The 25952-nt window shown below is 41.6% G+C and carries 26 protein-coding genes and 1 riboswitch; of the genes, 14 read left to right on the top strand and 12 right to left on the bottom strand.

Going from position 1 to position 25952, the window contains the following annotated elements:
* Positions 1 to 57 precede the first annotated feature (57 nt).
* Positions 58 to 804 carry an enoyl-[acyl-carrier-protein] reductase FabL gene (gene fabL, locus AZE41_RS03675; protein ID WP_067205809.1) on the bottom strand — a complete coding sequence of 249 codons (747 nt, stop codon included), beginning with the start codon at positions 802 to 804 and terminating at the stop codon, positions 58 to 60.
* Positions 804 to 1868, bottom strand: a complete 1065-nt coding sequence (gene mutY / locus AZE41_RS03670) for an A/G-specific adenine glycosylase (RefSeq protein ID WP_067205806.1) — start codon at positions 1866 to 1868, stop codon at positions 804 to 806. The genes fabL and mutY overlap by 1 nt, the downstream gene beginning before the upstream one ends.
* Before the next feature lie 327 nt (positions 1869 to 2195).
* Between mutY and AZE41_RS03660 the strand changes: the two genes are divergently transcribed.
* On the top strand, positions 2196 to 3179 hold the full coding sequence (locus AZE41_RS03660) for a metal-dependent hydrolase (protein WP_067205800.1): 984 nt from the start codon (positions 2196 to 2198) through the stop codon (positions 3177 to 3179).
* A 186-nt stretch (positions 3180 to 3365) separates the two neighbouring features.
* Here AZE41_RS03660 and AZE41_RS03655 read toward each other — a convergent pair whose 3' ends face one another.
* The gene (locus AZE41_RS03655; RefSeq protein WP_067205798.1) at positions 3366 to 3698 is read right to left on the bottom strand and encodes a YfhH family protein; all 333 of its coding nucleotides are present in this window, start codon (positions 3696 to 3698) and stop codon (positions 3366 to 3368) included.
* A complete protein-coding gene (gene recX, locus AZE41_RS03650) occupies positions 3688 to 4500 on the bottom strand; it encodes a recombination regulator RecX (protein ID WP_067205795.1) in 813 nt (270 codons plus the stop codon). The genes AZE41_RS03655 and recX overlap by 11 nt, the downstream gene beginning before the upstream one ends.
* 108 nt (positions 4501 to 4608) lie before the next feature.
* Here recX and AZE41_RS03645 point away from each other — a divergent pair, with 108 nt between their 5' ends.
* Together AZE41_RS03645 and AZE41_RS03640 are read left to right on the top strand one after the other, a co-directional pair.
* Complete coding sequence (locus AZE41_RS03645) at positions 4609 to 5517, top strand: TIGR01777 family oxidoreductase (protein WP_067205792.1); 909 nt, start codon at positions 4609 to 4611, stop codon at positions 5515 to 5517.
* Between the two features lie 48 nt (positions 5518 to 5565).
* Positions 5566 to 6369 (top strand): polysaccharide deacetylase family protein, encoded by an 804-nt coding sequence (locus AZE41_RS03640; RefSeq protein WP_067205789.1) that lies wholly within the window; start codon positions 5566 to 5568, stop codon positions 6367 to 6369.
* Positions 6370 to 6502: 133 nt separating this feature from the next.
* Here the strand turns inward: AZE41_RS03640 and AZE41_RS03635 are convergent, their stop codons facing one another.
* Positions 6503 to 7681 carry an MFS transporter gene (locus AZE41_RS03635; RefSeq protein WP_067205786.1) on the bottom strand — a complete coding sequence of 393 codons (1179 nt, stop codon included), beginning with the start codon at positions 7679 to 7681 and terminating at the stop codon, positions 6503 to 6505.
* 598 nt (positions 7682 to 8279) lie between these two features.
* On the opposite strand from AZE41_RS03635, the gene AZE41_RS23000 reads away from it, so the two are divergent.
* The 3 genes from AZE41_RS23000 to AZE41_RS03625 all read left to right on the top strand — a co-directional run bounded on the left by AZE41_RS23000 (position 8280) and on the right by AZE41_RS03625 (position 12325).
* On the top strand, positions 8280 to 8456 hold the full coding sequence (locus tag AZE41_RS23000) for an SE1561 family protein (protein WP_187046647.1): 177 nt from the start codon (positions 8280 to 8282) through the stop codon (positions 8454 to 8456).
* A gap of 29 nt (positions 8457 to 8485) precedes the next feature.
* Positions 8486 to 10027, top strand: a complete 1542-nt coding sequence (locus AZE41_RS03630) for a fumarate hydratase (protein WP_067205783.1) — start codon at positions 8486 to 8488, stop codon at positions 10025 to 10027.
* 393 nt (positions 10028 to 10420) lie between these two features.
* The gene (locus AZE41_RS03625; RefSeq protein ID WP_067205780.1) at positions 10421 to 12325 is read left to right on the top strand and encodes a heavy metal translocating P-type ATPase; all 1905 of its coding nucleotides are present in this window, start codon (positions 10421 to 10423) and stop codon (positions 12323 to 12325) included.
* Positions 12326 to 12445: 120 nt separating this feature from the next.
* On the opposite strand, the gene AZE41_RS03620 is transcribed toward AZE41_RS03625, so the two are convergent.
* Together AZE41_RS03620 and AZE41_RS03615 are read right to left on the bottom strand one after the other, a co-directional pair.
* Positions 12446 to 13444: a YihY/virulence factor BrkB family protein gene (locus AZE41_RS03620; RefSeq protein ID WP_335339514.1), complete on the bottom strand. Its 999-nt coding sequence runs from the start codon at positions 13442 to 13444 to the stop codon at positions 12446 to 12448.
* Positions 13445 to 13496: 52 nt separating this feature from the next.
* Positions 13497 to 13850: a hypothetical protein gene (locus AZE41_RS03615; protein ID WP_067205777.1), complete on the bottom strand. Its 354-nt coding sequence runs from the start codon at positions 13848 to 13850 to the stop codon at positions 13497 to 13499.
* 213 nt (positions 13851 to 14063) lie between these two features.
* Here AZE41_RS03615 and AZE41_RS03610 point away from each other — a divergent pair, with 213 nt between their 5' ends.
* Complete coding sequence (locus tag AZE41_RS03610; RefSeq protein ID WP_067205774.1) at positions 14064 to 15422, top strand: alanine/glycine:cation symporter family protein; 1359 nt, start codon at positions 14064 to 14066, stop codon at positions 15420 to 15422.
* Between the two features lie 75 nt (positions 15423 to 15497).
* A complete protein-coding gene (locus tag AZE41_RS03605) occupies positions 15498 to 15719 on the top strand; it encodes a DUF1128 domain-containing protein (protein ID WP_067205771.1) in 222 nt (73 codons plus the stop codon).
* A 60-nt stretch (positions 15720 to 15779) separates the two neighbouring features.
* Here AZE41_RS03605 and motB read toward each other — a convergent pair whose 3' ends face one another.
* The gene (gene motB, locus AZE41_RS03600) at positions 15780 to 16538 is read right to left on the bottom strand and encodes a flagellar motor protein MotB (RefSeq protein ID WP_067205768.1); all 759 of its coding nucleotides are present in this window, start codon (positions 16536 to 16538) and stop codon (positions 15780 to 15782) included.
* Positions 16522 to 17337 (bottom strand): flagellar motor stator protein MotA, encoded by an 816-nt coding sequence (gene motA / locus AZE41_RS03595; protein WP_067205766.1) that lies wholly within the window; start codon positions 17335 to 17337, stop codon positions 16522 to 16524. Before motA ends, motB begins: the two co-directional genes overlap by 17 nt.
* Positions 17338 to 17580: 243 nt before the next feature.
* On the opposite strand from motA, the gene AZE41_RS03590 reads away from it, so the two are divergent.
* Both AZE41_RS03590 and AZE41_RS03585 read left to right on the top strand, forming a co-directional pair.
* A complete protein-coding gene (locus AZE41_RS03590) occupies positions 17581 to 18813 on the top strand; it encodes an aminopeptidase (protein ID WP_067205763.1) in 1233 nt (410 codons plus the stop codon).
* Between the two features lie 329 nt (positions 18814 to 19142).
* A complete protein-coding gene (locus AZE41_RS03585; protein WP_067205761.1) occupies positions 19143 to 19718 on the top strand; it encodes a beta-class carbonic anhydrase in 576 nt (191 codons plus the stop codon).
* A 100-nt stretch (positions 19719 to 19818) separates the two neighbouring features.
* Here the strand turns inward: AZE41_RS03585 and AZE41_RS03580 are convergent, their stop codons facing one another.
* Positions 19819 to 20364 (bottom strand): GNAT family N-acetyltransferase, encoded by a 546-nt coding sequence (locus AZE41_RS03580; RefSeq protein ID WP_067205759.1) that lies wholly within the window; start codon positions 20362 to 20364, stop codon positions 19819 to 19821.
* A gap of 7 nt (positions 20365 to 20371) precedes the next feature.
* Positions 20372 to 22174: a M3 family oligoendopeptidase gene (locus AZE41_RS03575; RefSeq protein ID WP_067205757.1), complete on the bottom strand. Its 1803-nt coding sequence runs from the start codon at positions 22172 to 22174 to the stop codon at positions 20372 to 20374.
* Positions 22175 to 22334: 160 nt separating this feature from the next.
* Here AZE41_RS03575 and AZE41_RS03570 point away from each other — a divergent pair, with 160 nt between their 5' ends.
* Positions 22335 to 23066 (top strand): tryptophan-rich sensory protein, encoded by a 732-nt coding sequence (locus AZE41_RS03570; protein WP_067205754.1) that lies wholly within the window; start codon positions 22335 to 22337, stop codon positions 23064 to 23066.
* A gap of 285 nt (positions 23067 to 23351) precedes the next feature.
* On the opposite strand, the gene thiT is transcribed toward AZE41_RS03570, so the two are convergent.
* Entirely contained in the window at positions 23352 to 23909 is a 558-nt protein-coding gene (gene thiT, locus AZE41_RS03565) for an energy-coupled thiamine transporter ThiT (protein ID WP_067205751.1), read from the bottom strand.
* 80 nt (positions 23910 to 23989) lie between these two features.
* Positions 23990 to 24091, bottom strand: a riboswitch (TPP riboswitch).
* A 236-nt stretch (positions 24092 to 24327) separates the two neighbouring features.
* Between thiT and AZE41_RS03560 the strand changes: the two genes are divergently transcribed.
* From AZE41_RS03560 to map, 3 genes are all read left to right on the top strand, one after another.
* Complete coding sequence (locus AZE41_RS03560) at positions 24328 to 24669, top strand: magnetosome magnetite crystal formation protein family (protein WP_067205748.1); 342 nt, start codon at positions 24328 to 24330, stop codon at positions 24667 to 24669.
* Between the two features lie 63 nt (positions 24670 to 24732).
* Positions 24733 to 24849: a hypothetical protein gene (locus tag AZE41_RS23130; protein WP_231885760.1), complete on the top strand. Its 117-nt coding sequence runs from the start codon at positions 24733 to 24735 to the stop codon at positions 24847 to 24849.
* Positions 24850 to 24955: 106 nt separating this feature from the next.
* Positions 24956 to 25702, top strand: coding sequence for a type I methionyl aminopeptidase (gene map / locus AZE41_RS03555; protein ID WP_067205745.1), 747 nt, complete (start codon positions 24956 to 24958; stop codon positions 25700 to 25702).
* Positions 25703 to 25952: the final 250 nt, after the last annotated feature.

The raw sequence follows: 25952 nt of genomic DNA, 5'->3' as shown, positions 1-25952 counted from the left end.
TTCACCTCCGTACAACTATCATGTGCAAGGAGACATTTTTTATTCAATTGGAATTTTTTACAGTAAAATCGAACGTCCGCCGTCGACAATAATCGTCTGTCCACGAATCATATCCGAATCAGCCGAGATCAGGAACATCGCCGCTTTCACCATGTCTTCAATTTCAACCATGCGACCCGCTGGCGTATTAATACGCGCATCTTCTAGCAATTCATCACGATTAGGGAAATGTTTTAGTGCTTCGGTATCAAGCGCGCCGCCCGAAACAGTATTAACAGCAATTCCTAGTGGCGCAAGCTCGACAGCCAGGTAGCGAGTCAACGATTCAATTGCCGCTTTCGAAACGCCTACTGTCGTGTAGTTGTCAAGATATCGAATAGATCCAAGTGAGCTAACTCCAAGGATTTTTCCGCCTTTGTCCATAAGTCTTGCCGCTTCTTGTGCGCCAAATAGCATTGCTTTCGCATTGATATTCATCGTCCAATCCCAATGTGTTTCTTCGAGTTCCATAATTGGACGCAAAACACCCGATGCTGCGTTTGAAACAAATACGTCTAAACGGCCAAATTCCTCTTTTACTTGTTCAAACATCGTACGAAGTTTTTTAACATCACCGACATTTGCACGGATCATAATTGCTCTCCTGCCAAGTGCCTCGATTTCTTTCACTGTTTCTTCAGCTGCAGAACGGCTTCGTGCATAATTCACTACAATATCATAACCTTGTTTTGCGAGTTCAATCGCAAGTGCTTTTCCTAATCCTCTTGAACTTCCTGTCACCATTGCTACTTTATTTTCAGCCATCATTTTAGTCCTCCTCGTTTAATTTCATCCCAAATTTTTAAAACCGGCACTGGTTTCGGCAGCGCTTCCACTTCTTCCTGCGAGAAAAACTGGTAACCATCAGGGATTATATCAGTCTTTTCAATCCGTGCCCCGAAGCTTTTCATCTCCCATGTCAAATGGGAAAAGATATGTTTGAAAATTAGTATATCAACTATCCCCACTAGTTCGATACCGAAATGTTCATGAGCCATTTTTTGTGGTGTTTTATCATCCGCTGGCTCGACCATTGGAAACTCCCACAAACTTGCAAGTAGCCCTTTCGAAGGTCGTTGCCGCATTAACCACTCACCTTCACTATTTTGAATTGCAAATGATGCAACAGGTATAATTTTCATTTTCGTTTTCTTCGTTTTCACGGGTAACTCCTCTTGCCTGCCTTCTTGGAAAGCTAAACAAAAGTCTCGAACCGGACATAGAAGGCATTTCGGTTTTGGGGTACAAATTGTCGCGCCAAGCTCCATCAGTCCTTGATTAAAAGAGGAAGGATCTTCTTGGTCTATTAAATCCATGACTACCGTTTCAAAAATCTTTTTTGTACGCGGAATCGCAATATCTTCTTCTATAAGAAGCAATCTCGATATGACACGCATAACATTCCCATCTACGGCATGCTCAGGAACCCCGTAAGCGATACTGAGAACCGCTCCAGCAGTGTACGGGCCAACGCCTTTCAATGTGGAAATCTCCGTTCTATTGGAAGGAACCTCTCCGCCATAATCCGACACAACTTCCCTCACTCCTGCTTGTAAGTTCCTTGCCCGCGAATAATAACCAAGACCTTCCCACATTTTCAATAAATCGTTTTCTTCCGCCCCCGCGAGTGCTTCCATCGTCGGAAAACTTGCGATAAACCGTTCATAATAAGGTATAACGGTATCAACCCTCGTTTGTTGCAGCATCACTTCGGAGACCCAAATGTAATATGGATTCGATGTTCTTCTCCAAGGCAGATCTCTTTTTTCACGACGATACCAGGAAAGAAGCGCTTCGCGGAATTCGTCTTTCTTCACTATTATTTGCATCATTTCCTCCTTATCGCATATGCTTATCATTGAGCACAAACGGGTATTGATATGTATATGGCTTCTAGCTTTCATTCAGCAAATCTTTTTGTACTGAAAGCGAAGCCTCAGCTAAAGAAGTCTCCCACTCTATTATGTGGCGAGATGAATACGAACGAATCTACAGGGAGGAATGAACTGCAATTCCTCCTCGTTGGCCCGGATGTCACAGATTTTGTAGGTAGTGGAACAAGCTCAATTCAAAATCTGGGCGTAATCACTCCGAGGTGTGATTAAAAAAGTCAATCCCATGCTTGGCACGACTGTTTAGGTAAAAGGAGTGATAATTTGGATACTGGAACACATATTGTTATGGGTGTCGCACTTGGCGGCCTCGCTCTGGCAGATCCTGTCGTTTTAACTGATAGTGCGACAATGGGTGCCGTCGTTGCAAGTGTTATCGTCGGCTCACTTATCCCAGATATCGATACCGTATTAAAATTGAGAAATAACGCTGTCTACATACGGCATCACAGAGGGATTACACATTCAATTCCCGCGGTATTATTATGGCCGCTACTTATTACAATACTTATGTCTCTTTTCGTCCCAGAAGCCAACTTCTTACATGTATGGGCTTGGACCTTTTTAGCCGTCTTTCTACATGTCTTTGTCGACATCTTCAATTCCTATGGAACGCAGGCATTACGGCCGTTTTCCAACAAGTGGGTCGCCATCGGAGTCATTAACACATTCGATCCAATTATTTTCATATTACACGCCATCGCGCTAATTATTTGGGCAATGGGGGTAAATCCGGTCTATACGATTTTGACGACATACGTAATAATATTCTTTTATTATTTATTGCGATTTGCGGTCAAATCGGCCGTTAAAAAAGCCGTCTTTTATACCGTCCCCGATGCGACGGAAATTATTATCGCACCGACAATGCGCTTTTTCCAATGGAGAATAGCTGCTTCATCAAAAGAGTGCCACTATGTTGGACGTGCTTACGGTAGATCTGTTAATATTTACGATCGCTTTAAACGGGAACCTATGCCAAAATCCCCTGAAATTGATGTGGCAATGGGCGATAAAAACATTAAAGCTTTCACATCATTTTCACCCATTTACAGATGGTCTATTACCTACATCGATGACATCTGTGAAGTACGCTTAATCGATCTTCGTTACCGTAGCAAAGGCTATTACCCATTTGTTGCTGTTGCACATATTGACAAGGAACTGAACGTCATCAATTCATATACAGGATGGATTTTCTCCGAGGATAAGTTACGCAAAAAACTCAACTTTGCACCTAACTCATGAGACGAAGGTAAGTAAATACAAGTTTCTCTATATGGATTGATGTCTAGACTCCAGACGCCAGCCCCTCGAGTCGCTTCAGTCTCGCTGAAAAGGCAAAGTACGCCTTTATCATCAAGACTTCCAGCAGGGAGGGATTGAACTGCATCCCTCCTACTTGTCGGGGCTAAACGGCGCCTTTCGCTTTTCTTATTTACCTTCTTTTACTGATTTTAGCATGGCAATCGGCAACGCCTCATCCGCACGTTCGCCCCCGAGTCTGTAACCCCAGGCAAAACGTCCTTTTAAGTAGTCGACTTGAAAAAACATTCCTTCGTCCCCGTCAATTCGATACATTTCACCAGGCACAATTGTACTTGGGTCAACTAGATAAGATTGTGCCATAACCATTTTGCGTTGGTACACCGCATACTCATTAAGAATGCCCAATTGTTCGGCTTTGCGCGCTTTTTCACGCAGTCTTCCGATTTCTGTACGTAATTCATGTTCTGTCATTGCACTATATTTTTTTTCAATCTCCATCTTCTTCATTCTCCTTTTTATCAATGAAATGATCAATTCGCTCAAACGGGATACCCTTTTGATACATCGCCTGTTTTACTTTGTCGTTCAAGGTCCGTCCACTAAATTTCGAGCTATAGCGACGCCATGCTTTCTCTCCTATTGAATCGGCGATGGATGTCCATTCATCTTCTTCGCGCTCAAAATTAATATTCGCAAGTGCTTGTTTAATAAGGTCGAAGGAATACCCTTTTCGAAGCAATGCATTTTGGATTTTTTGTTTTAATTGAGCTGGGGCTACAGAGCGGTTTGAATTCGCTGTCTTCTCTGCAAGTTTCGTTGCGATTTTAAGCTGTTCATCTTCCGAATAAGATTCAAGCACTTTAATCTGTAATTCCTTCCCTATCCCTCTTTTATGCATCTCTTGCTGAATTGCTTTGGGACCTTGACCAGATGAATCTTTCCGTGTTTGAAGAAGTGCATCTGAATAGGTTTCATCATTTAGAAACCCAAGGCTTTTCAACTTCACGAGTGCTTCTAGTACAATTGCTTCCCCATATCCCAATTCCAAAAGTTTTTTCTTCACTTCAAACTCACTGCGCATTCTGAATCCAAGATAATGGAGTGCTCGGTTGAATGCTTTCCGGATCTCATCTTCATAGACCATCTCGTCAATCGACCAGTCTTCAAGGGCCATCCCTTTCGTTAAACCGAATTTGACAAGCACCGATTCGTGGACACTATATGCATACTTTTCATCTAGGAAAATATTGTATCGTTCGAGATCTTTTTTCTGTTGTGATATTTTAGTAATAACAGGCACTTTTAACACGCCTCCCTTGCTTTCTTTTTAGTATACATGTTCCGTCCTTGTGCTTCAGCTTAATTGGTTTCAATATAGGGTATAGAATCCTAATGGGGGTGTCGGAAAATGAAAATCGTCATTGCAGGTGGATCAGGTTTTGTCGGACAGAAATTAACGGATACTTTATTGATTGAAGGCCATGAAATCATCATTTTATCCAGAAAAGATAGTAAGATTGATGGCAATATAAAATACGTTAAATGGCTTCAGGAAGATACCTATCCGGAAAATGAAATTATTTCAGCTGATGCCTTCGTCAACCTTGCCGGCGTATCCATCAACGAGGGGCGTTGGACCGCTGAACATCGCAAACAAATCTATGCAAGTCGAATGGAAGCAACCGATGAATTACTGCGAATCATCTCCGCTTTGCAAACAAAACCGGCTGTACTTGTAAACGCTAGCGCAATTGGCATTTATCCCGCATCGGAAGATAATGTTTACACGGAAGAATCACTCGATTATGCGGACGACTTTCTCGGTCAGACTGTAACAGACTGGGAAAAGAAAGCAGTATCAGTCGAATCTGAGGGTATACGCGTCGTATTTATGAGATTCGGGGTCATACTCGGAATAGACGGCGGAGCATTGCCACTTATGGTACTGCCGTACAAATTATTTTCGGGCGGACCAGTCGGCACGGGCAATCAGTGGGTATCTTGGGTGCATATAGAAGATGTCGCACATGCAATTGCTTTTACACTCAGCAATCCACAAGTTTACGGACCCGTAAACGTCACATCACCCTTTCCCAAACGAATGAAGTACTTCGGTAAAACAATCGGTTCAGTGTTACATAGACCACACTGGATACCAGTTCCTTCATTCATAATGAAAATAGTGCTTGGTAAAAAAAGCGCACTCGTTCTAGAAGGTCAGCATGTCTTACCCGAAAAACTACTGAACAACGGTTTTAAATTTCATTTTCCGACGCTAGAGTCTGCACTAAATGATTTGTACAATAAAGACGTATAGTTCGGCTTCATCTGCGCATCCTACCCTAAAAGGAAAGGTGCGTTTTTGATGATAAAAAAACATGGACCAGGTATTTTATTAGCAACTTTCATTGTAATGGTAGGATTTGTTTTTAATCCATTTTCAGCTAAGGCAGATGAATTTCATTGGGGCTTCAAGAAAGCTACAGGGGGGATCCAGCCTAGTGCTGGCGCTGCACTTGATTCAATGCTCGATAAACATGGGGCCATTTATAAAGGAAAGCCTGACGAAAAAATTGTCTATTTGACGTTCGATAACGGCTATGAAAACGGCTATACGGAAAGTATTTTAGATACATTGAAAAAAGAGGACGCTCCGGCGACATTCTTTCTCACGGGACATTACTTAAAAAGTGCTCTCCCCCTCGTCAAACGGATGATTGCGGAAGGCCATGGAATCGGCAACCATACGTATGGACACCCGAACTTGGCCAATCTATCCGAACAGAGAATGGAAGAAGAATGGACTAAATTCGACAAGCTGTTGAATGAAGTAACCGGACTCGAACGGACATACTACACTAGGCCTCCTGAAGGCGTATTCAATGACAAAGTCCTCGCCAAAGGCAACGAACTCGGATACAGGCATATTTTCTGGTCAGTCGCATTCATTGACTGGTACGCCGATAAACCCAAAGGTCGTGACTTTGCTTATGGTGAACTAATGAAACAGCTACATCCCGGCGCCGTCATTCTAATGCACACAGTTTCGCCTGATAACGCACAAGCTTTACCTTCCTTTATCCAAGACGCCAAGAAAGCAGGTTATACTTTCCAAACGCTTGACGATCTTGTTTTGGAATACGAAAACGTCAACTCGATTTTGAGGTAATACGAAATGCGTAAGGCGCCTGCTAGACAAGAACAAAAGCGCAAGCGCCTGTTAAGGAACGCAGCTTATCCACAGTACGTGATTTTATAGTTTCCTAAGCTTAGAAAAAGCGTCCATTATTGGACGCTTTTTCTTATGCTGCAATCGGGCGTTGCTTCAGTTTCCCAATAAAAGAAACAACGAACAACACAGCCAAAAACAATGAAATCAGCAGTAGGAAACTAAACCCGGCATCAAACTCTAGGAAGAGACCACCCAGAAATGGACCTGTCAAACTGCCTAAGCTAAAGAAAATTCCGCATAACAAGTTCCCCGTCGGTAACAGGTGCTTCGGTGTCAAATCGGACATGTACGAAATACCAAGTGAAAAAATAGAACCTGAAAAAAGTCCAGCAACGAAAAACATAACTATAACAGCAGTTATAGATGTTTCCATAGTACTTGCGATGAAAAACGAGATTGATCCACCTCCGAGTGCAGCAAGAAAGACAGGTCTTCTTCCTATCTTATCGGATAGCATACCAAGAGGTAACTGAGAAATAATCCCTCCTACAGAAAATGTGGCTAGAATAATTGTTACAGATGTAAATTCAATGCCATTTCTGAGCGCATATACCGGATACATCGCGTTAAGTGTTGACTCAAGAAAACCGTATCCAAATGGCCCTAGAAAAGCAAGCCAAGCAACAGCCATCGTTCCTTTAAAACGTGCGGAAAGTCGTTCATTATCGGACTTTCCTTTCATAATATCCGGGAAGTCATTTTTCAGCATGAAGACTAGCGACCATGCAAGCATGCACAGTAATCCCGATACAATGAACGGTAAGCCTTCAAACACATTGACAAGTGGCGCGAATAAGGGACCCGCCGCAAATCCGACGCCGAATGACAAACCATAAATCGCAATATTGCGACCCAATCTTTGTTGCGGTGAAAAACTAGTAATCCATGTTTGAGTTGAAAAATGAAGTGCATGGTCCCCGATGCCAATAAACAACCTAAGTACGTACCAAAACACGACGCTTTTCCATAATGGGAACAGCAGTAACGATATAAAAACAAGCATCCCGCCCCCAACAATAATTGGCTTATAGCCAAAACGCCGGAGCGGCGCCTCCATAAACGGTGAAACAAGTAACGTTCCTATGTATAAACCCGTAGCATTCAAACCATTCATTGAACTCGAAATGCCATCCTTTTCGAAGATGGCCGAAATAAGCGGCAACAGCATGCCTTGTGAAAATCCAGAAATCGAGACAATAATAACAAGTATCCAAAAACGGCGCTTCTCTTGTTGTGAAAAAGTATCCATGAATAACCGCTCCCTGCTTTAAAGATCATTGTATAATTTTAGCACATGAAAACGGTGATTACGCAAAAAAATATAAAGGCCCAGTCCATATCTGTTTGTCAGATTACGGCTGAGCCTTTACGTATGAATTGAACCTTCACTTTCCATCTGCATAAGTCGTATTAGTCTCCTGGCACACTGCCAGCGGACACTTACGAATCCCCTCCTTCTTAAATTCTTTCACTTCGTCTTTAACCTGTTCTCGCTACCTTTCTATAATTTTATGTTTACTTCTCACATTTACATTCAAGCAATCACTAACGCTGTCTGTATTTTTTTGAGACTCCACCTCCACAGGACTAAATTTGGGTATAACGATACCTACATTGTTGAGCTTTCTTTTTTTTAATTAAAGTTCTCAACCTCCTTGGTTTCCGTTGTGTTTACCCTTACCGTCATCCTCCCTTTCGTTTGATTAAATGAATCATAGCACATAGATTATGTATTGTAAAGATTATGTTAAAAGGAATATTCAACTACTTGAAAAGGTTCTATTCCCCTTCATTGATAAATTCCGTTTTTTCGTTTACGATTATACTAATGAAAAGAGGTGTACGGATTGGACAAAGCACAAAATAACGGACATGTTGAAGGATTAAAAACTAGGCTTCATCAATTTCTTGAAACGCTGGATACAATTGAACCAGAAACAGCTGACCTTCAGGAAATCGATCAGCTAATAAGTTTGCTAGACGACCTTGAAGAACAGATGGAAAAAATCAAATTAGATAAGTAACAGGCTATAACTACAGGGGGAAATCGAGAATGTACATAGAACAACTTGAAAAAAGCATGTATGATCTCATCTGCGAAACTTCCACGAATCTTCCAAAAGATGTGCGTCGAAAAATCCTTGCAGCAAAAGAGCTAGAAGATGCCGGTACACGAGCAGCAATGAGTCTTGAGACGATTACAAAAAACATCAATATGGCTGATGAAAAAATGTCGCCAATCTGCCAGGATACCGGCATGCCAACATTTAAAATCAAAACACCAGTCGGAGTCAACCAAATTGAAATCAAGGCCGCTGTTAAGCGCGCAATTGTACAAGCCACAAAAGACACTAAACTCCGTCCAAACTCTGTCGACTCACTGACGGGTGATAATAGCGGAGATAATCTTGGTACAGGTGTCCCCGTTGTGAAATTTGAACAATGGGAACAAGATCATATCGAAGTGAAACTGATTCTAAAAGGCGGCGGCTGTGAGAATAAAAACATTCAATATAGCCTACCTGCAGAACTCGACGGACTTGGTCGTGCTGGACGCGATCTTGATGGCATCCGTAAATGTATTTTACACTCTGTTTATCAAGCCCAAGGGCAAGGGTGTTCTGCGGGTTTCATTGGCGTCGGAATCGGCGGAGACCGCGCTTCGGGCTACGAACTTGCGAAAGACCAACTTTTCCGCGAAGTAGACGACCTAAATCCGAATCCGAAACTTGCTGACCTTGAAGAATATGTCCTGGAATCAGCAAACAAACTCGGCATCGGTACAATGGGCTTCGGTGGCGAGGTTACCCTCCTCGGTTGTAAAATTGGCGTCATGCACCGGATCCCTGCAAGCTTCTATGTTTCTGTAGCATATAACTGTTGGGCATACCGCCGAATGGCTGTGGATATCGATGCTGGATCTGGTAATATTACGAACTGGCATTACAATGATGGAGAAAAAATTGCTTTCGCACAAGATGATAATAATCAAGATGAAGCGAAACAAACTGCACGTACTGTCGAGCTCATGGCCCCAATTTCAGAAGAACAGATCCGTGATTTAAATGTCGGCGATGTTGTTAAAATCAGCGGAATGATGTATACAGGTCGTGATGCGATCCATAAATACTTATCAGAAAATGACTCACCTATCGATCTTGATGGACAAATCATTTATCATTGTGGCCCGGTTGTGATGAAAAATGAAGATGGCAGTTATGAAATCAAAGCTGCGGGACCCACAACATCAGCCCGTGAAGAACCATATCAAGGCGACATCATGAAAAAATTCGGAGTGCGTGCTGTTATCGGTAAAGGCGGTATGGGTCCGAAAACGTTGGCGGCTTTAGAAGAACATGGCGGCGTCTACTTAAATGCAATTGGTGGTGCTGCGCAATATTATGCCGACTGTATTAAAGCAGTCGAGGGTGTCGACCTTCTTCAATTCGGTATTCCTGAAGCAATGTGGCATCTGCGCGTTAAAGATTTCACCGCAGTTGTGACTATGGACTCGCACGGCAACAGCTTGCATGCTGATGTCGACAAGTCTTCGCTTGAAAAACTGTCTCAGTTTAAAGAAAAAGTTTTTAGCTAATTGAGTAAGGCATCTTAATGTCGGAGTAATCCCGGCATAAGATGCCTTTTTTTAATTAGACGTTGGTTAATAGTCCGTGAAGTAGAGCGAACTTGCGGAAATCTATACGACAGTCTAAAAACTCTATGAACAATCCACTGAACTGGACGACAGAACTAGAATAATCTGCGGTAAGCCTCACTAACTACTAACTCCCTCATCCCAACCTCCAATACAAAATAGTATCTATTTCTTTTCCAGTTGGATATACTATGTTTATCAACAATAATAATTATCAACTGATATCAATTATCATCTATAAACATTAGTCGGTTCCCATCAATGGGAACCGACTTTCATACTTTAATGAGCCATTTGAAATTGACTATCATTATCAATTAGGAGGTAATAACTGTGACTACTCTCACTGAACAACAGCCAAAAGAAGCTATAACATGGCCAGCACATCTTGAATTGATTGCTGCGATTCTATCAGGTGCACTAATTCTTACAGCTTGGATAAGTGGTAAGTACGGATTGGAAACCCTTTCTGTCCCCCTCTATATCACCGCCTTTATTATAGGTGGATTCGCCAAAGCGAAGGAAGGTATTGAAGATACGATTAATGACAAGGAACTGAATGTCGAGATGCTAATGGTGTTCGCAGCAATCGGTGCTGCATTTATTGGATACTGGGCGGAGGGAGCGGTCCTTATTTTCATCTTTGCACTCAGTGGTGCGCTTGAAAGCTACACGCTAAATAAAAGCCATAAGGAAATCTCCGCACTTATGGAATTACAGCCTGAAGAGGCGTGGCTCCTTCAAGAAGATGGTACTGCTATTAAAGTGGCGACCTCTTCCCTAATGGTCGGATCCATTCTACTCGTCAAACCAGGTGAAAGGGTTCCGGTCGACGGGAATATCACTTTTGGTGTTTCTTCCATCGATATGTCTGCCGTTAATGGAGAATCCATTCCCGTCACAAAAGAAATCGGCGACGAACTATTCGCCGGTACAGTCAATTTAAGCGGTGCTATCCAAATAAAAATGACAAAGCCTAGTTCTGAAACACTTTTCCAAAAAATCATTACACTTGTTCAAAGTGCCCAAAGCGAGAAATCACCTTCACAGCAATTTATAGAACGATTTGAAGGAACGTATGTAAAAGCCGTTATCATCATGGTACTAATCATGATGGTTGTGCCTCATTATTTGTTTGGATGGGATTGGATGACTACGCTCTATCGGGCAATCGTCCTGCTCGTCGTTGCATCTCCGTGTGCGCTAGTCGCATCTATTATGCCAGCGACACTTGCCGCGGTCTCTAACGGAGCAAAGAAAGGCGTTCTATTCAAAGGTGGTGTCCATCTAGAGCATTTGGGTTCACTTAAAGCGATTGCTTTTGATAAAACCGGTACTTTAACGAACGGTAAACCAATTGTCACAGACTTCTATGTACGTGATGGCGCAGATCCAGATGCAACACTAACGATGCTTGCAAGTATTGAATCCCAATCGAATCATCCACTTGCTGTCGCGATTACAAAATATGCGGTCAATAAAGGAATAACCTTGGACCGAAATCTTCACATTAAAGATGTACCTGGCCACGGTATCCGGGCAATTATTGATACACAAGAATTTCTCGTTGGAAATCCACGTTTTGTCGGCAAAGAATTGACAGAGGAATTTCAGCAAGGCGTCGCCCTCTCTCTTGCCGATGAAGGTAAAACAATTATCTTCATGAAAGATGCTAAAGGTATTATCGCTGCGGCAGCACTAAGAGATTCGTTGCGCCCCGAGGCCATCGAGGCCATCACACAATTGAAAAAATCAGGTATTTTAACAATCATGTTAACAGGTGATAATGAAAAAACTGCTGCCGCTATTGCGAAACAGGCCGGACTCGATTCATACGTTGCAGAATGTCTGCCGGAAATGAAAGTCAATCATTTGAAACGCCTCCTGATCGACTACAAAAACGTAGGTATGGTCGGTGACGGGATCAATGATGCACCTGCACTTGCTACCGCAACATCAGGTATCGCAATGGGTGAAGGTACCGATGTTGCACTTGAAACAGCCGATATCGTTCTAATGCAAAATGACTTGAGACGTATCTCTTATACCATCAAGTTATCTCGTAAAATGCAGCGGATTGTGAAACAGAATGTCTTGTTCTCCATTTCAATCATTTTGGTGTTAATTGTTTCAAACTTCCTGCAAGTCGTTGATCTGCCGCTTGGCGTTATCGGCCACGAAGGTAGCACTATCCTTGTCATTTTAAACGGGCTTAGGATGCTGAATCACATTGAATAATTCATTTATATCTCTCTAACGATATAATTGGAATAGAGATCCCCTTGTAAGGCGCCTTCGCTCCGTTTATATAGGTATCCACTCGTTCAACATATATAGAAAAAAAGCAATGCGTCATTGTTACATGACTGCATTGCTTTTTGCTTTTGCTCTTTTCAACTGAGTCCTCTCAAATGTGACGGCATTCAGCTGTCCGCCCAGTATCAGAATTATAGCTGAGAAATATAACCACATCATTAATACAATAATTGCTCCGATACTACCATATGTACCCGAATAGCTTCCGAAGTTATTGACATAGTATGAGAATCCAAATGATGTCAGAATCCAGCCTACCGTAGCAAATAATGCTCCTGGCAGCACACTTATAAAGTGAATTTTTAAGTTAGGTACCAGCCAATAAATAAGTGAAAACACGAAGAAGATTAGTACAGGCGGCAATACCCAGCGCAAACTACCCCACAAAGTGATGAATCCATCTTCAAGTCCCATATAAGAGAATACTAGTACGCCAATCTGTTGCCCGAACACTGGTAATACAAGGGCGACTACCAACACGGCGACGAGTAAGATAGTAAAGACAACCGACATACCGCGGGCCACGATGAACGAACGTGATTCCTCCGTAAAATAAGATCGGTTCAAAGCTTTCGTCAGTGCGTTCATTCCTTTAGATGCTGACCACACCGTCGCAAGTATCCCAAATGATAGTAAACCACCATTGCGGTTTTGCAAGATTTCTTTTAATGTGTCCTCGATTAGCGTAGCAACGCTCTCTGGTGCATAGTCTCGAATCAATAAGAGAACTTCCGCTTGGTTAAAGTTTAGATAAGGTAACAATGTCATTATAAAGATTAGTAGGGGAAATAGGGACAAAAGGAAAAAGAAGGCGAGTTGCGAGCCAATGCCCGTCACGTCGACTTTTTTTATCCGGACAAGCAGTTCTTTGAAAAATCCATTTGTTGTCGTGACATCAAATTGCTCAAGTTCACCTTCTTTTACATCATCCAAAAACTTCATGGCTGCGGAGTCTGCCATAAAGCCATCCATCTTCTCCTTATACTTGCTAGTTTTCTCTTCTTGGATCGGTGTAGGTGTTGAACGTTCATCATTCTTCAAACTTTCGTCACCCCTTTCAATACAGTTTACTTTTAAAACCGACACTATATTCCTATGGTGTTTCACTAACAATTGACTTGTATTCATCTTTCGATTCAACAAATGCATCCTTTGTGTCCATGACTAAACCTTTAACTTGTGGCGTAAGTGCTTTTAACTCTTCTACTTGTGCTTTAATATATGATGCATCGTCCGATAGTTGTTCAAAGACAGACTTATACTTGTCTTTCTTCTCTTCCAATTTCCATCTTAGCACATCAGTATTTTTCGCATAATACTTCATTTCCGATATACAATTATTTGATTTCTTTACGATATGTTTCCGCGTACTCCGATCGAACATACTTACAACCGCACCCGTAAGTGCACCAACAATAATAAACGTACCAAATTTGCTATTCCCCATTATAAGCCCTCCAATTCAAACTCTTTCGCATATACAATTATACCCCAGCTAAAGGAAATACAAACAAATTGTCGAATTTAAAAAATAAAGCTTGACGAATGATGATAATTTTCGGAATATTGACAATAGGGATGACGAATTAGAGAGACTGAGAGGATGTGAGCTAAAAGGGAATAGGGGTTCACGAAAAATAAATTACTTGGGGGTAATGAAATGGATGGATTAACAGCTTTTTTGGATAAGGCCAGCGGATTTATTTGGGGACCGCCTTTGCTTATCCTTCTCGTCGGAACAGGTATCTTTTTAACATTAAGACTAGGACTTATTCAAATACGTATGTTGCCTTATGCACTAAAACTCGTTTTCTCAAGAAATCAGGATAAAACATCAGAAGGTGATATTTCTCACTTCCAGGCACTGATGACCGCGATGGCCGCCACAGTCGGCGTGGGGAACATCGTCGGAGTTGCAACAGCAATTTACTTTGGTGGTCCAGGCGCTGTGTTCTGGATGTGGATGGCCGGATTCTTCGGGATGGCTACAAAATATGGAGAAGCAATTCTTGCAGTTAAATATCGGGTCAAGGATGCCAATGGACAAATGGCGGGCGGACCAATGTACTATCTTGAACACGGTCTGAAAATGAAATGGCTCGGCGTCTTATTCGCTATTTTTGGCGCGATTGCAGCATTTGGAATCGGTAACGGAACACAATCGAAAGCAGTTGCCGATGTCTTGAATTCAACGTTTAGTGTTCCCCATTGGATTACAGGACTTGTTCTTGTTGTCTTAGGCGGAATGGTTATTATTGGAGGCATTAAAACGATTGGTAAGGTTACATCGTTTTTCGTCCCGGTTATGGCAGGTTTCTATTTAATAGCAGGTTTAATCGTAATGATTTTGAACTTCAACTTGATTCCAGAAGCTTTTGCAACGATATTCAAATTTGCGTTTACTGGTGAAGCAGCTGTTGGGGGCGCAATCGGTGCGGCAATCCGTTTCGGGGTAGCACGTGGTCTCTTCTCCAATGAGGCAGGTCTTGGATCTGCTCCGATTGCTGCTGCTGCAGCTAGAACAGACTTACCAGGTCGTCAAGCACTCGTTTCCATGACACAAGTATTATTCGATACCCTAATCATCTGTTCAATTACCGGGGTAACAATCGTCATGTCTGGCATGTGGAAAGACAAGAGCATTGAAGCCGGCTCTCTCACAGCTGCCGCCTTCGGCGAGTTCCTTGGAGGTGCTGGGCCGATTGTTGTTGCAATCGGATTAATATTCTTTGCAACATCAACAATTTTCGGTTGGGCTTATTACGGCGAGAAGTGTTTCCAATACCTATTCCCGAATCCTAAAGTTCTAATCTACTACCGTATTGTATTTATTGGAGTCATCTTTGTTGGTGCTACAGCAACTCTTGATGCTGTTTGGTTATTCGCTGACGTAATGAACGGACTCATGGCAATACCAAACTTAATTGGACTTCTCGGGTTATCTGGGGTCATCGTCTTTGAAACAAAACGCTTCAATGCAAAACTCAAAGAGGAAAGAGAAGCAGCAAAACGAGGTTGATTTCCAATTCTATTTGACAGTCCGGGAGAATAATGAAATGATAGGTCCAAAGCTTATCGAAAGGTGGACTATACTATGGATTTATCTAACCCAACACCAGAAAATGTTTCTTATATGATCGACAAAATTACAGAAAAACTTCGTATGGTTAATTCTGCCGCTATGAATCCGGAGAATTTCAGCACATCTAAATATGATGATTTGTACTATATGTACAAAATGGTCATGAAACGCACTAACATTACACCAAATGAAATGCAGGCAATTGCAGCTGAACTTGGTACGCTAAGAAGTTAAGCAATCAAAAAAGATTCACCGGTATGAATTTACCGGTGAATCTTTTTTCTTTGGATGAATTTATTCAAATGCAGTTCCATCTTCTAGTACAAGTGGCTGGATCAATACTTCTACCCGACGGTTTTTACTTCTTCCATCAGCTGTTTCATTTGATTCGATTGGCTGAAACTCGCCGTATCCTTTCGCACTGAATAAAAGTGGATTGATCTCTTCATTTCTCACAATACTTTTCAAGAAATTCACCGCTCTCATTACACTAAGCTCCCAGTTCGATTGAAATTGAGCATTTCCAATCGGAACATTATCCGTGTGGCCAGTGACGACGATATGACGAGGTGGGTCAAAAACAAGAAGTTCCGCAATATCATCTGCAATCCCTATATATTCAGGATTGATATCTGCCATTCCTGGACTAAAGAGGATACTGTCTCTAATTGTCACTAATAACCCTTCATCCGTCAGTTTGGTTTCGAACTGATTCTCCAGTTCATTCACTGCAATATACTCATCTACTCTATCTTGAATTTCAGTAAGTGACTTCTGATCTTCTATATAGGATGTATTCTCATTGTTGGTACCAATTGAATCCTTCGGTATCGGCACAGGTGTAGGAGCTGCATTATCCATCACACCTTGTCCACCATCAAATATTTCACTGAACACTGCTGACATCTGTTTAAGTTTGACTTCATCTACCGAGCTTGAGGCAAATAGTACGATGAATAACGCGAGAAGAAGAGTCATAAGGTCGGAGTATGGCAACAGCCATGACTCATCTATATGGTGGTCATCCTTTTTTCTCTTACGTCTCTTCGACAAACTCCCCATCCCCCTTATCGCTATTCTTTGTAACAGCCAGCTTTCTGCGTTCTTCCGCAGACAGATATGAGGACAGCTTCTGCTCAATAACACGCGGTGCTTCCCCTTCAAGAACGGAGAGGACCCCTTCAATCATCATTTTCTTCTGTCTTACTTCTTCGTGCGATTTACGTTTTAATTTATTCGCAAATGGATGCCAAAGCACATATCCAGTAAAAATACCAAGCAACGTCGCAATAAATGCTGCGGAAATCGCATGACCAAGCGCCTCGATATCATTCAAATTCCCAAGTGCTGCAATAAGACCTACGACTGCTCCTAGAACACCCAGTGTTGGTGCGTATGTGCCCGCCTGCGAGAATATTTGTGCTCCGGCAGAATGCCGATCTTCCATAGCTTCTACTTCTTCACTTAGCACATCACGGATATAATCGGCATTTTGCCCATCAATTGCGAGGCCCAATCCATTTTTCAAAAATGGATCATTAATTTCGTCTGTTTTTGCTTCAAGCGATAATAGTCCTTCACGTCGCGCAATATCTGCCCAACTTGAAAACATACGGATGATATCGGAATCGGAAGCAAGTTTCTGTTCTTTAAAAAGCACGCCAAATAATTTGGGTACACGTTTCAACTCATTCATTGGAAAGGCAATGATAACAGCCGCAAGCGTTCCTACAAGTATTATTAGTATAGCTGCCATATTAAATAAGCTATCTACCGGGACACCTTTCATCGTCATACCGACAAGAAGCGCAACAAACCCTAATACTAGACCAATTACTGTTGATAAATCCATAAGTTGACCCTCCAAGTATTCCATTCTTCTTCTTATTTCGGCATCTCCGGCCTATTCTTTAGGTGAACAGAAGTAATAAATATATGCAAGTTTTCATACTGTCACAATTTATCCTGTAAAAACCCTAATGGCTAAACTAACAATCCGTGGAGATGAAGATTAACTTTTTCAATACATTTGACGTTGCAGGCCGGGCCTATAAATTGGTACTATTATAGAAGATAGAGGAAGGAGTTTTTATTTATGTCTACTTTCGAAAAACAATTATCCCGCTATGCTGAACTTGCAGTAAAGGTTGGGGTCAATATTCAACCAAATCAATACCTTTATATCAGTGCTTCAACAGAAACAACGGAATTTGTCCGTCTTGTAACTGAAAAAGCTTATGATGCGGGTGCACGTCAAGTATTTGTTGATTGGTCCGATGACACGATTTCCCGACTGCGTTATGAAAAAGCTCCAGCTGATTCTTTTGCTGAATTCCCTGAATGGAAAGTAATGGAACGCGAAACACTTGCAGAAAAAGGTGCTGCATTCATGAGTATCGTGTCCCAAAGTCCTGACTTATTAAAAGGAATTGAGCCATCGCGCATTGCCGACTCACAAAAAGCCACTGGACAGGCACTCGACAAATATCGGCAGTATGTACAGTCTGATAAAATCAGCTGGACAGTCATCGCCACCCCTTCAAAAGCATGGGCAGCAAAAGTGTTCCCAGAGCTCCCAGAAGAAGAACAGATTTCGGCACTTTGGACTGCAATTTTTAAAGCAGTACGTACAGACAAGCAAGACCCAGTGCAAGAGTGGATCAATCATGACAACCATCTGCATGCCAAAGTCGATTACTTAAATAACAAAAGATACCGCAAACTTCATTACAAAGCGCCAGGTACTGACCTGATTGTTGAATTGCCCGAAGGTCACTTGTGGTGTGGAGCCGGTAGCGTCAATGAGAAGGGAGATACTTTCATGGCTAATATGCCAACAGAGGAAGTATTCACTGTCCCTCTAAAAACGGGCGTCAACGGCTTTATATCAAGCACAAAACCGCTAAGCTATGGTGGAAATATCATCGATAACTTTAAATTAACATTTAAAGATGGACGAGTAACTGAGATTTCAGCCGAACAAGGTGAAGAAGTCTTGCAACGTCTAATTGATACAGATGAAGGTGCAAAACATCTTGGTGAAGTCGCACTTGTTCCACATGCTTCACCGATTTCCCAATCGGGTCTGCTTTTCTATAATACATTGTTCGATGAAAATGCATCGAATCATTTTGCGCTCGGCAGTGCCTATTCATTTTGTATTGAGGGTGGCAAAACGATGGCACGTGAAGAGCTTGTAAAGCATGGTTTAAACCAAAGTATCACACATGTCGACTTCATGGTTGGTTCTGGGGAAATGGATATTGATGGAATTAATGATGATGGCTCTTCAGAACCTGTGTTCAGCCATGGCAACTGGGCTTTCTAATAATCGTCACAATTAGGTAAAACATTTCATGAACCCCTTAAATAATTTGGGTTTTTACTGTATACTGATGATAGTACCTAAACTAATAATTTTGAGAGGGGTCATATATATGGGCTTGATGTTCACTACAGTTATCGGCTTTATGGTTTGCCTTGGTATAACAGCTATGTTCACAATGCACTTTCTGTCTTCGGCTATGATTTCCGCCGATTCTTCAACAATTGATCCAAAACCAGACACAAACTTCTAAGAGTTGCCTTTAGGCAGCTCTTTTCTTTTTACATATTTTCAAGTATGATAAATAAAAACTTACAGAATGGGAGTATACGATGACAATTCTTTCAGAAATACTTGATTTTAATGATACATTTGTAGCTGAAAAACAATATGAACAATACGCAACAACAAAGTTTCCCGATAAGCGAATTGTAATATTAACATGTATGGATACAAGACTGACTGAGTTGTTGCCTAAGGCGATGAACTTAAAAAATGGCGATGCTAAAATTATTAAAAGCGCCGGTGCAGTCGTCACACACCCATTTGGCGGCATTATGAGAAGCTTGCTTGTAGCAGTTTATGATTTGCAAGCTGATGAAGTTTACATTGTCGGGCATCACGATTGTGGAATGAGTGCTGTCGATACAGGTCTCATTATAGAAAAAATGGTCCATCGCGGGATTGATAAAAATATCTTTAAAACTCTCAAGTACTCCGGTGTAGACATGGAAGATTGGTTACATGGGTTTGGCGATGTGACGGAAAGCGTCAAGATGAGTGTGGATGCTGTACGAAATCATCCCCTTATGGACAAAAAAGTAGCCGTTCACGGACTTGTCGTCCACCCTAATACTGGGAAGCTCGATATCATCATAGATGGCTATATGCACAATTCCAATGATTAAAATCGACGCATTTCCCGGGAAATAAACAAAAGCCGATTCCTATTTACAGGAATCGGCTTTTTATTTTAGCTATTAATTTCCGCAATGCGGTCTTACCCTTTCAAAAATCATCCTCCACAATAGCGTAGATATAATGGTCTTCCCAGACACCATTGATATAAAGGAGTTTGCGCAGCAGTCCTTCTTGGAAGTACCCAGACCTCTCCAGTACTTTTAACGAGCCGCTATTACGGGGTGAGACATATGCCTCGATCCGATGTAAAGCGACTTTATCGAATGAAAAATTAGTAACAAGACGAACCGCTTCCGTACCAATTCCCCTACCCGTTTCACGCTCATCGATTGAATAGCCGACAAAACCACTGGAAAAAGGAAGTCTTTTAATACTGTAAAGCGAGATATGACCAATTAGCCTACTTGTTGCCTTTTCGAAGATACCGAAGTTATATTCCCTTCGGTCCCGCATTTGATAAATTGACTCCCTTATTTTCTCTCTTTGGACAGCCACGGTAAAATAACTACTTTCGTGCCGCGGTTCGAAAATAGACCAGTATTCTTTATTAGCGCTAAGTAATTCCGTGAAGCTAAATGCGTCTTCCTCTGTCAATATTCGTAAATAACAAGTTTGCCCTTCAAGCAAAATCAATTCATATTCACCCTTTTACCGAAGTAAGTTCCAAGAACTCCTCAACATCTTTTATGCATAACGCTACGCCTTTTGCCCAAAACTCTTGTTTCGTAATATCCTCACCAAGATGCTTCATCGCAAGGTCTTCAACACTCATAACCGCAGTGTCCCGTAAAAGCGCCATATATTTCTGTTCAAATCCTTCTCCATCTTCTAAAGCTTTTGCATAGATGCTAAGGGAGAACAAATAGCCGAATGTGTACGGGAAATTATAGAATTGCACGCCCGTAATGTAGAAATGGAGTTTCGACGCCCAGAAGTGTGGATGTACCGTATTAAGAGCGTCTCCGTAAGCTTCTTTCTGCGCTTCTGCCATTAACTCGTTCAATCTTTCAGCCGACACGATGCCATTTCTTCGTTCTTCATAAAATCTCGTCTCAAAAAGGAATCTCGCATGGATATTCATAAAGAATGCAACACTACGTTGAATTTTATCTTCCAGTAATGCAATCTTTTCATCCTTCGTTTCCGCGGCTTTTACAGCAGCATCTGCGACAATCATCTCTGCAAATGTCGATGCCGTTTCAGCTACGCCCATCGCATATTGGCGGTTCATCCAATGCACTGGACGCAGTGCATATGAATGGAACGCGTGACCCAATTCATGGGCAAGTGTTGCAACGTTCGACATTGTTCCGCTGTAAGTCATGAAGATACGGGATTGTTCGGATGCTGGCATACCCGTACAAAAACCACCTGGACGTTTATTCGGGCGATCTTCCGCTTCGATCCAGCTATCTTCAAACGCCTGGCGAGAAAAGGCTTCCAATTCAGGACCAAACTCTCCAAAGTGTTTTAGGATGAATTCTGCACCTTCTTGATACGACATCTTCTTTGTTGATGCTGTAACTGGCGCATCAATGTCATACCAGTTCATTTTGTTAGTACCTAGCATTCTCGCTTTGACTTGCAAGTATTCTACAAACGGGGCTTTATTTACACCAATTGCTCCCCACATTGCATCAAGTGTCTCTTCGCTCATTCTATTTCGGAGGAGTGGCTCTTTCAATACTGAATCCCAACCACGTTTTTTGTATACTTCAAGCCTAAAACCCGCAATATGATTTAATGCAGATGCGAAGAAGTCCTCTTTTCCTTCCCAAGCTTCTTCCAACGCTTCAAATGAGCGCTTTCGCACATCTGCATTCTCATGCGAACTTAGGTTATTTGCCTGCCCAACGGAAAGTTCTTTCTCTTCTCCGTCCAATTCGATTTTGATTTTAATGTCACCAACGAGCATGTCGTATAACTGTCCCCACCCATGATAGCCGTCTACGCTTAGCGAAGTGATCAAACTCTCTTCTTCTTCAGACAGTTTCAGGTTGACCTCATCACGCCATTCATTCAGTACAAATGCAAATTCCTTCAGTTCATCCGATTCCATTAATCCATTCCATGTATCCTCATCTGCTTTTGCCAGCGTTTGTCGGATTTTAAGCCCGATTGTAGAAAAACGTGCCCCAAGGGAGCCGGTTTCGCCTTGCAGTTGCAATGCTTTTTTATCTGTTGTATCCGCCGCAAGGAAACACCCAATAACGGCACCTGCCTGTGACAGGTCAAGTGCAACCTCTTTTAATGATTCAATAAGGTTTACAACTTCTTTTGACGCACCAGCTGACTGAGGAACTTCAAATGCAGAAGCCGTTTCTTCTAATGAACCTAACTTTTCTTTTACGCTATCCAAATGTGTCCGTAGTTCTGTCGATCCACTTCCACCTTTAAAGAAAACGTCAAGATCCCATACTTCAGAATACGTTTTTTGCGTCACTATTATTCCCCCTTAATTCATTCAAAATTTTCTAAAAACACAACTTGATTATAACATGAATTTTCGGTATGCGAAATAATGCAATTGTGACGGAAGGTTCATACTTTCCTTCGCAGGTTCCACCATTCCTCTGTATACTATTCAGTAGGAGGATTTAAATATGTTTAGAATTATAATTATGACCTTTTCGCTCATTGCGGTCGTTCTAGTCAATGCAGCTGCGAATATAATGCCTATCAATGGAAAAACAACCGGGCAAATCTCTAATAGTTTACCGGTACTATTTACACCTGCAGGATATACCTTTTCAATTTGGGCAGTTATTTATCTGCTTCTCGCTATCTGGTTATACGGCTTTATGCGCAACACAGTAAACATTAATCATGCATTATTCAATCGGAGGGTAGTTTTGTTTGTGCTCAGCTGCCTATTAAATATCACTTGGATTTTGCTTTGGCATTTTGGTTTCTTCGGATGGACAATTATTATCAACCTGCTTCTTCTTTTAACACTGTTAACCATTTATTTTACTTATTCTATAAAAAATAGTCATATTCATGGTAGAGTTCCGATTGCTGTCTATCTAGGATGGGTTTTTGTCGCGACCATTGCAAATATCAGTTACGTCCTTACTTTGCATGAATGGTCTGGTTGGGGACTAAGTGACCCGCTATGGACCGTCATCTACTTGACTATCGCAACCGCTATTGCACTTCATTTTTTATACCATTACGCGGATATAGCATTTAGTGCTGTCTTCATATGGGCATTTATAGGTATCACTGTAAAAAACGGTGCTGATGAACTATTCGTCTCTGCCGCAGCCCTATTTCTTGCAGCTACAATCGCAGGATTCATGTTCTTCAGACGAAAGTCATTCACACCTAAATAAAAGTGCAAGACGCTGTTTAGCCCCGACAAGCGCTGAAAGACTTGAAGACAAAGGCGGTCTTTGCCTTTTCGGCAAGACTGAAATTAAAGGAAGGCAGTCTAAAATCGCGACATCCTGTCGCAACAAGGAGGGATGTAGCTCAATCCCTCCCCACTGCATGACCCACTTCGTGTGGGCCCAGGGGCTGACGTCTGGAGTCTAGACATCGATCCATGTAGAACAACTTATACTTTCTTACCTTTAAAAAAATCGCCGTCCTCCCACATTGGGCAGAACGGCGATTTTCTATTTTCTCTCTAAAAGACGCGGTGCTGTAGTGAATAATATTGACGCAACAATTGCTGATAATATTATTGAAGGTATCATGTAACTTGCATTGTATACGAGTGAATAGAGCCATACGGGCTGTCCCTCAGGTGCATAAGATGCAAAAAATACAATTCCACCAATGAAGTGAATCAAGTATCGAAGTAGGCCACCGATAACTGTCCCCACAACGATTGCTGTAATCATTGAGCCTTTGTTGCCTTTTACTTTACTACTTAACAGCCATGCAAGTGTAACACCTGCCACTCCAACCAACGTGTACGCCACGAAGTAATCAAGCGCAGCCTGTATTATATTAAAGACATAGCCTCCCATCATCAGTTGCAATAACCCGCTGACGAAGCCAGTCAGCATACCGCCTGCAATCCCCCATCTAAATGCCATGACAACAATCGGCAACATTGACAGCGTAACCGAGCCACCCTGTGGCATTTTAAAACCAATCTGATCAAGTACAAATGAAATTGCACCTAAAATAGCTATTTCAAGTAAAAGTTGAAGTCTTTTCCGATCCAAATTAATTCATCCCTTTCCTAGCTCAGCGAAAGATGTGGGCATAAAAAAAGACATCCCGAAATAGATGGGACATCGAATATGTCAATTTCCATCCACATTCCTACGCAAGAATAATCTTACAGGTTCTAAGGGTCAGGACGTGCTGTCCAATCTCAGCCAAATAGGCTCCCCCTGTGGTTCCAGTAATTTAGTTGTCTAGTTCATTGTATAAGATGGGGATCCTATAAGCAAGATGATTAACAGGGATGATAATTATCCTACATATGTTGAAATTAAGAATTCCATTAAATTCGCTGCGGCGCTAGGAGATGCCGCCAATCTCAGGCTCCAGTTAACCCTTGTATGGCCTCTTCGCCAAGTTTAATCTAGGGATTCATTTACTCAATATATATAGTTAAACTAAAATGGAGGGATTCGTGTGTCGAACAATAAACTGTTAGCCGCCCTATGCTACTTTAGTGTCTTCTTCACCCCTTTACTTATACCCGTCATTATTTATTTCGTTTCGGATGACCGTGAAGTAAAACACCATGCCAAGCGCTCTCTCGTTTCACATCTTGTTCCTGTCGTACTTCTTATTGCAGGATTTATCATTTTTTCTTTTTCAATGTTTTCCTTTACCTACGACCTGAATGTAATGCCTAGTGATAACTTTGGTTTTTGGCAATTAACACCTGTCTTATTCATGCTAGTTTATGGAGTTTTGCTCATAGCAATTCTAATTTGGAATGTTTTTCAAGGTGTTAAAGTATTGAAGTGAATGTTTATAAAACCACCTATTCGGGAAAAAAGTAACAAATGCTGTGTTTAGGAGTGATTCGTAATGAATATTGGAAAATTATTAAAAACCGCTATTAAATTGGCGCCTATCGTCTATCCGATTGTTCGCAAAGTAATGAAAGAAAAAAAAGTAACAAGCACGACAATCCCAAAGAAATAATTCGACAGTCTGCAAACGTTTTTTAAGTTTGTAGGCTTTTTTGTTCAGCTCCATATGATATAGTATGGTATGGAAAAGAATGAACGGAAGAAAGGATTTGAACATAATGATTGCAAAAACTGAACAGGAAATTGAAGCGTTAAAGAAAATCGGCAAAATTGTTGCTGAAATCAGGGAAGCGATGAAAGAAGCAACTGTCCCTGGTAAAACGACGAAAGAAATTGATGACATCGGCGGTCGCTTATTCGAAGAAAAAGGTGCAATTTCAGGTCCTATCGCAGAATATGATTTCCCTGGATTTACATGCATCAGCGTCAACAGTGAAGTTGCCCATGGCATGCCTGGTTCCCGCGTGATAGAAGATGGAGATCTTGTTAATATTGACGTCTCAGGTTCCTACAATGGTTATTTTGCTGACACTGGCATTTCATTTGTTGTCGGTACACCCGATAATAAGAAACAACAATTATGTGATGTGGCTAAGAGTGCATTTGAACGTGCAATGACAAAAGTTAAAGCAGGTTCAAGCTTAAACCAAATTGGTAAAGCAGTTGAACGCGAAGCAAAAGAAAATGGCTTAAAAGTCATCAAAAACTTGACTGGCCACGGCATCGGTAAAGCGTTGCACGAAGAACCTTCGCATGTACTCAATTATTATGACGCATGGGATAAGACGCTTCTAAAAGAAGGAATGGTTCTCGCAGTTGAACCGTTTATCTCTGAAAAAGCAGAGCATATTATTGAATCAGGGGATGGCTGGACGTTCATTACACCAGACAAATCTCTTGTGGCTCAAATCGAACATACAATTATCGTCACAAAAGGCGAACCAATTATTTTGACGCAACTATAATTAGTGCCTAATGCGTTCTTTCAATATATATAAAAAAGGGCTGTCCCTGGAAATCCAATGCACTTGGATTCCTGGATAGCCCTTTTTATTATTGTCTAGATATGTGGTAATAAAGTATTCCATTAAATTCACTACGGTGCTAGGGGATGCCTTCACTCGATTTATATAACTATTTTCCCACGTCTATTGATTAATCAAAAATCACCAGTGAATAACATGATCACCTACTGGGCGCTACTTGTATTCACAA

This window comes from Sporosarcina psychrophila, from assembly GCF_001590685.1.
GTDB classification, from domain to species: Bacteria; Bacillota; Bacilli; order Bacillales_A; family Planococcaceae; genus Sporosarcina; species Sporosarcina psychrophila.
The sequence above is the reverse complement of the archived record's forward strand: the minus strand, read 5'-3'. Positions and strand labels throughout refer to the sequence as shown.

Excerpts from the sequence above, each read along its gene's own strand:
- fabL (WP_067205809.1), bottom strand. The coding sequence starts at position 804 with ATGGCTGAAAATAAAGTAGCAATGGTGACAGGAAGTTCAAGAGGATTA.
- mutY (WP_067205806.1), bottom strand. The coding sequence starts at position 1,868 with ATGCAAATAATAGTGAAGAAAGACGAATTCCGCGAAGCGCTTCTTTCC.
- AZE41_RS03655 (WP_067205798.1), bottom strand. The coding sequence starts at position 3,698 with ATGGAGATTGAAAAAAAATATAGTGCAATGACAGAACATGAATTACGT.
- AZE41_RS03645 (WP_067205792.1), top strand. The coding sequence starts at position 4,609 with ATGAAAATCGTCATTGCAGGTGGATCAGGTTTTGTCGGACAGAAATTA.
- AZE41_RS03640 (WP_067205789.1), top strand. The coding sequence starts at position 5,566 with ATGATAAAAAAACATGGACCAGGTATTTTATTAGCAACTTTCATTGTA.
- AZE41_RS03635 (WP_067205786.1), bottom strand. The coding sequence starts at position 7,681 with ATGGATACTTTTTCACAACAAGAGAAGCGCCGTTTTTGGATACTTGTT.
- AZE41_RS03630 (WP_067205783.1), top strand. The coding sequence starts at position 8,486 with ATGTACATAGAACAACTTGAAAAAAGCATGTATGATCTCATCTGCGAA.
- AZE41_RS03615 (WP_067205777.1), bottom strand. The coding sequence starts at position 13,850 with ATGGGGAATAGCAAATTTGGTACGTTTATTATTGTTGGTGCACTTACG.
- AZE41_RS03610 (WP_067205774.1), top strand. The coding sequence starts at position 14,064 with ATGGATGGATTAACAGCTTTTTTGGATAAGGCCAGCGGATTTATTTGG.
- AZE41_RS03605 (WP_067205771.1), top strand. The coding sequence starts at position 15,498 with ATGGATTTATCTAACCCAACACCAGAAAATGTTTCTTATATGATCGAC.
- motA (WP_067205766.1), bottom strand. The coding sequence starts at position 17,337 with ATGGATTTATCAACAGTAATTGGTCTAGTATTAGGGTTTGTTGCGCTT.
- AZE41_RS03590 (WP_067205763.1), top strand. The coding sequence starts at position 17,581 with ATGTCTACTTTCGAAAAACAATTATCCCGCTATGCTGAACTTGCAGTA.
- AZE41_RS03585 (WP_067205761.1), top strand. The coding sequence starts at position 19,143 with ATGACAATTCTTTCAGAAATACTTGATTTTAATGATACATTTGTAGCT.
- AZE41_RS03570 (WP_067205754.1), top strand. The coding sequence starts at position 22,335 with ATGTTTAGAATTATAATTATGACCTTTTCGCTCATTGCGGTCGTTCTA.
- AZE41_RS23130 (WP_231885760.1), top strand. The coding sequence starts at position 24,733 with ATGAATATTGGAAAATTATTAAAAACCGCTATTAAATTGGCGCCTATC.
- map (WP_067205745.1), top strand. The coding sequence starts at position 24,956 with ATGATTGCAAAAACTGAACAGGAAATTGAAGCGTTAAAGAAAATCGGC.